Consider the following 7,826-nt stretch of genomic DNA (forward strand, 5'->3'; position numbering starts at 1 on the left):
AGTTAATTAGTGCATCACTTTCTATTTTTTCTTTAGTTGAATGAATTTTTGCTGGATCAACATCTTTTAAAAATGTTATCTCTTGATCAATTCTATTGTAGAAGTGGAATAAATAGCAAATCAATGATGCAATTGTAATACAAATTAATATAATAGAAATTAAAAGTAGGATTTTTCTAACTAAATAATTATCTTTTGATTTTGATAAATTTTCTGATAATTGAAACATTAATTTATCCTTTTGCCAGTTTCAAAATCAAAGATATGAATTCTTTCTTCATTAAATTCTATATTAACTTTTGAATATAATGAATATGTTTCCGAATTGCTTGCAGTAACTATGAATTCAATATCATCTTTCATTAGTTTAACAGTAACAAGTTGTTCCTTACCTATTAATTCTATGTTTTTAATTGCGCCAGGAGTTGATTTGTTTGTTTTTGATGATTTAATATAAATATCTTCACTCCTAAAACCAACGATAAGCTTCTTATTTTTAAGATTATTTGCTAGTTCTTCAGAAAGTCTTATATTTATATCACCAAACTCACTTTTAATTACGCTATCTTGACATGTTGCATCAAAAGTGTTCATTGTTGGGGAACCGATAAATTTTGCAACAAAAACATTAGCTGGCTTAAAGTATAACTCTCTTCCTGTTCCGTTTTGTTGAATATTTCCGTCATTAAATACAACGATTTGATCCCCCATAGTCATTGCTTCAAGTTGGTCGTGTGTAACATATATACTTGTAGCTCCTAGCATACGATGAATATGAACAATTTCACGACGCATACTTTCACGAAGTTTGGCATCAAGGTTTGATAATGGTTCATCCATTAAAAATACTTGTGGTTTTCTTGCGATAGCACGACCTATTGCAACACGTTGTCTTTGCCCCCCAGATAAATCTCGAGGTTTACGATATAAATAGTTTTCAATTTTTAAAATTTTAGCTACATCTTTAACACGTCTATCAATAACATCTTTACGTTCTTTAGCTATTTTTAAACCAAAAGCAATATTGTTATAAACGTTCATGTGTGGATACAAAGCATACGATTGAAAGACCATAGCGATATTTCTTTCGCTAGGTAATAAGTTATTGTATCTTTTACCATTGAATAATAAATCACCCTTTGTTATAGAATTTAATCCCGCTATCATTCTTAAAAGTGTTGTTTTCCCACATCCACTAGGTCCTAAGAAAATACAGAATTTACCAGATTCAATATTTAAATCAATATTTTCCAACGTATAATGTTCATTTCCTTCATACTTTTTAGAAATACCTTTAAGCTCGATGTTAGCGCCTTTATCAGTGTTGCGAATTTCTCCGATTTCTTTAAGCATTTTATCTAAATCGATATTTTCAAAATTAAAATCATCTAATTCTTGTTCTTGTTCAAATTTTTTATCTTTAAATAACATATTTTATCCTTTCACAGCACCTTCTGATAATCCGCCAACAATGTATTTTTGAAGATACATAAATAGGCAGAAAGCAGGCAATGAAGCCAATATTGATCCGGCAGCATATGCGCCAACGTTTTTTTGTTTTTCCTCAGCTTCTAGAAAAATGTTAAGACCTACAGCAAGTGTTTTTTCAACATTATCAGTTAATACGAATTTAGGCAATATAACATCAGTAAATGGTGTTAGAAATGCTCATAAAGCGTACATAATTAAAGCTGGTGTAATTACTGGTAATAATATCTTAAAAAATAAACCTCAATTTGTACATCCGTCAACTTTTCCAGAATCATCCAATTCTCTCGATACAGTATCTAAATAGCTTTTTAACATAAATGTATTACTTGAAATTGCTCCACCTGAGTATACAAGAACAAGCATCATTATTGAACTAATACCTAGAGAATTCCCCATTCTAACAATAATATACAAACAAATAAGGGATGAGGTTGCTGGGATCATTTGTAGCATCATAATAATTGTTAAGGAATGCTTTGATCCCGCAAATTTGAATCTTGAATATGCATACGCATTTAAAGCAACACAAGTGGTTGAAATAAACATTGTTAGAAACGCTAATACTAATGTATTACCATATCACCTTAAAAAGAAACTTCTTTCACTGGTAAATAAATATGTAAAGTTATCTCATCCGAATTTAAATGGTGTAATAGCTAACACCCGCGGGTTATTAACATTAAATGAAGAAACAATCAATGAAACAACAGGAAATAAAACAATTAAAGATCAACCAATCATAATCAAATAATTAACAAATAATCACACTATTTCCATTGGTGTAGGAGGTTTTTTGTCAGAAAGATTATAGTTTATTCTAACTTTTGTATCTTTAATTTGATCTGGCGATATTGTTTTTGAAATTGAATTATATATAGCCATTTTAATCTCTCCTTGTCATTGATTTTATAAATCCACGAGCCGCAATAGCAATACTAAATAATGCGGCAAGTGTTGTAAGAGCAGCTGCAAACGCTTGATCTGATTCAATTTTTACAACTCCTGTTGTTAGTTTATAAATAAATGAAATCAAGATATCTGTTGCACCTTCTTGGTATGCGGTTGTATCCGAGAATTTAGGATCACCTCCAGTGAAGATACTGATTGTTGCAAAGTTATTAAATGCACCTATAAATTGACCTATTAACATAGGGGCAATCGCAAGAAGCAATGATGGCAATGTGAGTTTTAAGAACTTATGACGTCCTTTAGCACCATCAATTGATGCCGCTTCATAAATATCTCTTGGAATAGCTTGCAAATTCCCTGTAACTAACATAAATATAAATGCATAAGCAATTCATGTTTGAACAACAATCAATGTTGCTCTTGCAGTATCTATTCTAGTTAATCACTCAATTGGAGTTTTAATTATCCCTAATTTTAAAAGAATCAAGTTAATATAACCAGAGTCTCCGCTAACAAATGCTGTCCTTAAAAAGTAAAGCATAACAAAGGCAGGTATTGCTCAAGGAATAATAAATATTAATCTAAAGAATTTTTTACCTTTTAAATATTGATTATTAGCTAATATAGCTAGTAAAATTCCTAATGCAATTGGACAAAGGGTTGATGCTATTGTTCAAATTACTGTTCATCCTATAATTCTTTGAAGAGCTGTAATCATTCCGTTTTCTCTATACAATCATCATAATCCTCATTGTTTTAAACCCACTCAATGAACAGGTTGTGATGGCGCTTGATGTAAATAACCATAATCAGTAAACGAAATCAAAACAGAAGTAATAATAGGAGCTAAAACTATAAATAACATAAAGATTCAACCAATTATAGAAATCATTCAAGGGAACCCACTAGTATTAAGTCATCTCTTTGTATATGATCACTTACTTGGTCTTGAACCTTCTTCAAGTAATTGAGCCGTTCTGTAGGAATTTATTGCGCAAGCAATGAAAAATATAATAGTTATAGTTAAAACAATTACTGAAAGCACTCCACCAAATAGATAACGACGAGCATCCCTAAAAACACCCATACTCGTATTATGATGTCTTGCCCCTAAGTCAATAAAACTTAGAATTCCTTCCATACCATTTTGACCCTGAGTATAAAATCCAAAGCAAAACGGAATTAATATTGCATAGAAAAATAATGTAACAGATAATAAAATTATTCCTTTTATTTTTTGCTTAAAGAATATTAATTCTGATAATCCAGGAATAAATAATGAAAGTATTGTACAAATTCATTTAATGTGAGGAATTGGTTCAATTGGGATGGTTTTTGTTGCTTCATTGACTTTACTTTCATAAATCTTTGCAAGAATCTTCATTTCCGCATGTCTTCTAATAAATCATGTTTTGAGAATTTCTTTGTTTTTAAGAGATTCTGTTTGAATTTTCAATTCATACATTTTTTCTTTGAAGGCAATTTTTGCTTCTAATTTGCTGTGTTTAAATGCTTGCTTTGAAATTTCTTTGTTTTTAAATTTATTTTTAAGTTGCAAAATTGTATCATCATATTCTTTTTTAATAGTTTTTTTATTTTCTTTAACACTATTTTTTTCGCGTAGGTAAAGTTTTGTTAAGCGATCTTTTTCATTAATTAATTCATTATTTTTTAATAATGATAAATCTAACTTATCAATTTTAGAATAAAACAATGTTGAAGCTTTTTCTTCTAAGAATTCAAGTCTAACTTGTTCAGTACCAATTGCTTTTTCTTTTAATGAATAACCAATTTCTTTTTCATACTTACCTTCATATGAAAATTTATCATAAATTTCAGCTTTTTTAAGATGTAATTCAGATTGTAATAATCAAATATATTCTTTTTTAAGAGTATTTAAATTTGTTGAACCAAAAAATGTTTTCTTTAATATTCTACAAAGAGGAAGTGATTTTAGTTCTGAATTATAAACAATTTCTTCATTTCTAATAAAATCTCTTAATGTTGAGTTGTTTGTAATTTTTTGATTTTCATTAACTTTATTTTTAATAATATTGTTTTTTAATAGAAAATCGCAATATTCTTCATAACTTTTCTTGGCAATTAAATCAGGAATATTTTTAAGTGATTTTTTGTATTCTAAAGTTATTTTTTTAATTTGATATTTAGCATTATTTTTTATTTTTTTTATTTTTGATATGTTTGTATTATTTGATTTATTAATTAATTCTTTATGTTCTTTAATTTTAGAAAATGCTTCTTTTTTATAGAGTTTTACTTCATTTTTAAGAATTTGTGCTTTTTGATTATATTCATACTCAGAAGCAAGAATCTTTTGTTTTGTTTCCAATTTTATATTTTTACAATTTGCTTTGTAAATTCTTTTTTCTAAATCAATATTATGAGCATATTTTTCTGCTTGATGTAATTGTTGATCTTTAACTTCTTTTCGACGTTCTTCTAGTTTTTCAAAGAATAATTTAAAATAATCATTAACATTTTTTATATTATTTATGAAATTTAATTCATAATCACTCAACGAAGAAGAAATCTTTTTAATATCAAAATCTTTATCATCATATTTATTTATATATTTTATTGTAATATTGTAAATTGCATATTTAGCAAAAATTTCTTGTTCATCAGATTTTGTCTTTGTTTTTAATTCAAATAGAAGTTCTTTTTTTCTTTCTATGGGGTCAGTTGTTAATTTTAAAGATTTTCGAAAATCTTTAACATATAAATATAATTCTTTTTTTTGTTTTTTTAGCCTGTTGAGTTCTTTTTTAATGAAAGATTGAGGTGTTTTAGTAAATGATAATAAATTTTTATTTTCCTTGATAACTTTTAACTTATTAACATATGCTGCACGTAAACTAGATAATTCTCTTCCAAGATTATCTTGTAGTTTGGTTTTAGCTCGCAAAAATAAGTTTTTATCAATTTTCTTTTGCGCATTAATTCTGCGAATTCTCCTAGCAACAACATTTTTAACATGAAGTTTATAGGATTTTAAGGTGTTTTGCTGTTCCGGTAGAATCGTATCAAACTCTTCACCATATCAGTTATAAAGCTTTAATTTCTCCATGCATTAATTTCCTTTTTTGTGTATTTTGAATCACTCGTAAAAATGAATACGACGTGTTCAATGTAATTTAAAAGCTAAAAACACTAAATAGAAAACAATTATTACACACACTAAACTAATAAAACAACCAACAATAATTTCTTCTAATCATAAATATTTTGTCCCACGAAACCATGGTAATGCACTTAAAACGGAAAAGACAAACATTCACGAAATTAAAAATCCATATCCCGCTTTTAATTTATGACGTAAGAAAACAATATATATAAGAAAACATATTAACGCCAATGAATTGGCTATATATGATACTATCTTAATAATTGTTAATTGCTTGGCAAGTTGTGTTTTTTGTTCATATGTTAATTCATTGTTTTCTAAATATTTTGACCCTAGAGAAAATGGTATTAAAACCCAAAACAATATTAACAATGTTAATATTGTTAAACAACCAACTAAAATATAAAAACTTAATTTATCTATATTTATTTTTGGTTTTATATATGGGGATTCAATCATATTCTAAACAAATTGAACTGTTGCTGTTGAATTTTCTCCAGCATTAATAGTATCTATTTTTGCTTTATATTGATCTTGTAATTGTTTTAGCATTCTTGCTTGGAAAGTAGCTAAATCTTTAACACCATCCTTAGTAAGTGTTTCATAAAATTGTTTATTTCCAAATGTTGTATCATTTCATGTACTTCATGCAACGTTACCAAATTGTGGATTTGATTGATCAATACGACCATCTTGGAACTTAATAATATTTAACCCATTATCTTTAAGAGTTTTATCTGATGAAATAACTTCATAAATCTTATCAATAGTTTTTGTTTTTCTGTAACTTTCTGTTACATCAGAAACTTCTTTAATTTCTAAAACAATACTTGAGTCTTTTGTTGAAATAAATTTACTTTCTTTAAATAAATTTTCTCCAAAGTTTCTTACATAAGCTGGTGCTAAGTATTTACCATTGATGTATTGTTCAACAACTTCTTTTATTTTAGCTTCATCAACTGGTGTTTTTGCTAATTTAAGTGATATTTGTTTAGCTTTTTCAATTGCTTCTTCAATTAATTTGTCAACTGTGTTATCTTTAATTGCTTCTTGGTATTTTGCTAATACTTCAGAAACTTCTGTTCCTTGATCTCCATTTGCTCCAAAAATAAGCTTTTCTAATTTTCTTATGTGGAATGAGTTTTCTGTTTGAAGAGTATCTTTAAAGAAATCATCTTTAGCTGCATCTTCTTTAATTTTATCAAATCCCAATTGTCATTCTTGGCCATTTCCTTCTACTTTAGATAATTCTAATCCGAAAATACCAGCAATAACATTACGTAAACCGGTTCCTTTTTTGTTATCAAGTTTTTTTGCATAATCAATAACTTTTTGTTCATCAAGTGCAAATTTTTTAGCAATGTCTTTTGCTTTTGCGCCTAAAATTTTTTGAAGAGCAAGTTCATTAGCACCTGTAGCCCCATTATTATCACTTCATGTATCATTTGTTTCTGATGCATCTTTTAATTTATTGACTTCACCTACAAAAGCATCATATGCGTCTTCAAATTCTTTAGCATTTGTATATTTTAATTTTTTGTATAATTCTTCAAATGCTTTATTTTCTTCAATTGATAATGCTTGAACTTTGCTTTCCAAACCTTTTTTTAATGAGTTTGTAAATGGAACTTTTGAGTCTGATTTAAAGTACTCGAAGAATGGTTCAGCTTTATAAAGACATTCTAAAAATTCTATAATAGCTTCTCTACGGTTATCGCTTGCACTATTATTTCTAATATTAATCATATATGATCATGACCCTGATGCTTGTTTATATGAATATTTTTCATTTATTTTATCAAAGTTTAAAAATGATTTAGCATTTCCGGCTTTTTGTGCAACTTGAACATCTCATGTTCCGATCATTCCATATTCTAATTTACCAGTACTCATTAATTCAAAAACTTTATTATTTACAGCACCCATGTCACTTACTAATAATGCCTTAAGATCCGCTTGTGAAATACCTCTTTTACCAAATTCTGTATTTTTATATTCGTCAGCACTCTTTATATATGAAGCTTCATAAATTGTGTAGAATATTTCCGACATTACATTAACTGCTTCTTTAAATTTATCGTGATATTTGTTATCTTCTAAAAGACCAGAAGTTAATTTTCCGTTATCTACATACAATAATTTTGAAAGAGTATCTTTATCAAGAACACCACCTAAAATACCATTTCCATATCAAAAATCTTGGAGTCTAAAGAATGCGCGCCCTTGTTTAACAAGTTCTAACATTGTGTCATTTTTTGGATCTTCTAAATCTTTTCTTACA

The 7,826-nt window shown here is 27.6% G+C and carries 6 protein-coding genes; all 6 read right to left on the reverse strand.

From position 1 onward, the window contains the following. On the reverse strand, positions 1–229 hold a 229-nt coding region (locus T380_RS0103550; protein ID WP_027334503.1), incomplete at its 3' end, for a hypothetical protein. Further along, positions 229–1,431 (reverse strand): ABC transporter ATP-binding protein, encoded by a 1,203-nt coding sequence (locus tag T380_RS0103555; protein ID WP_027334504.1) that lies wholly within the window; start codon positions 1,429–1,431, stop codon positions 229–231. The genes T380_RS0103550 and T380_RS0103555, both read right to left, overlap by 1 nt. A gap of 3 nt (positions 1,432–1,434) precedes the next feature. Then, positions 1,435–2,373 carry a sugar ABC transporter permease gene (locus T380_RS0103560; protein WP_027334505.1) on the reverse strand — a complete coding sequence of 313 codons (939 nt, stop codon included), beginning with the start codon at positions 2,371–2,373 and terminating at the stop codon, positions 1,435–1,437. A gap of 1 nt (position 2,374) precedes the next feature. Beyond that, positions 2,375–5,488: an ABC transporter permease subunit gene (locus tag T380_RS0103565; RefSeq protein WP_027334506.1), complete on the reverse strand. Its 3,114-nt coding sequence runs from the start codon at positions 5,486–5,488 to the stop codon at positions 2,375–2,377. A 3-nt stretch (positions 5,489–5,491) separates the two neighbouring features. Continuing rightward, a complete protein-coding gene (locus tag T380_RS0103570) occupies positions 5,492–6,004 on the reverse strand; it encodes a hypothetical protein (RefSeq protein WP_027334507.1) in 513 nt (170 codons plus the stop codon). Between the two features lie 3 nt (positions 6,005–6,007). After that, the coding region (locus T380_RS04405) for a hypothetical protein (RefSeq protein WP_036437102.1) at positions 6,008–7,826 on the reverse strand (1,819 nt) is incomplete at its 5' end.

Origin of the sequence: Mycoplasma elephantis ATCC 51980 (assembly GCF_000687815.1) — a bacterium.
GTDB lineage: Bacteria > Bacillota_I > Bacilli_A > Mycoplasmatales > Metamycoplasmataceae > Mycoplasma_H > Mycoplasma_H elephantis.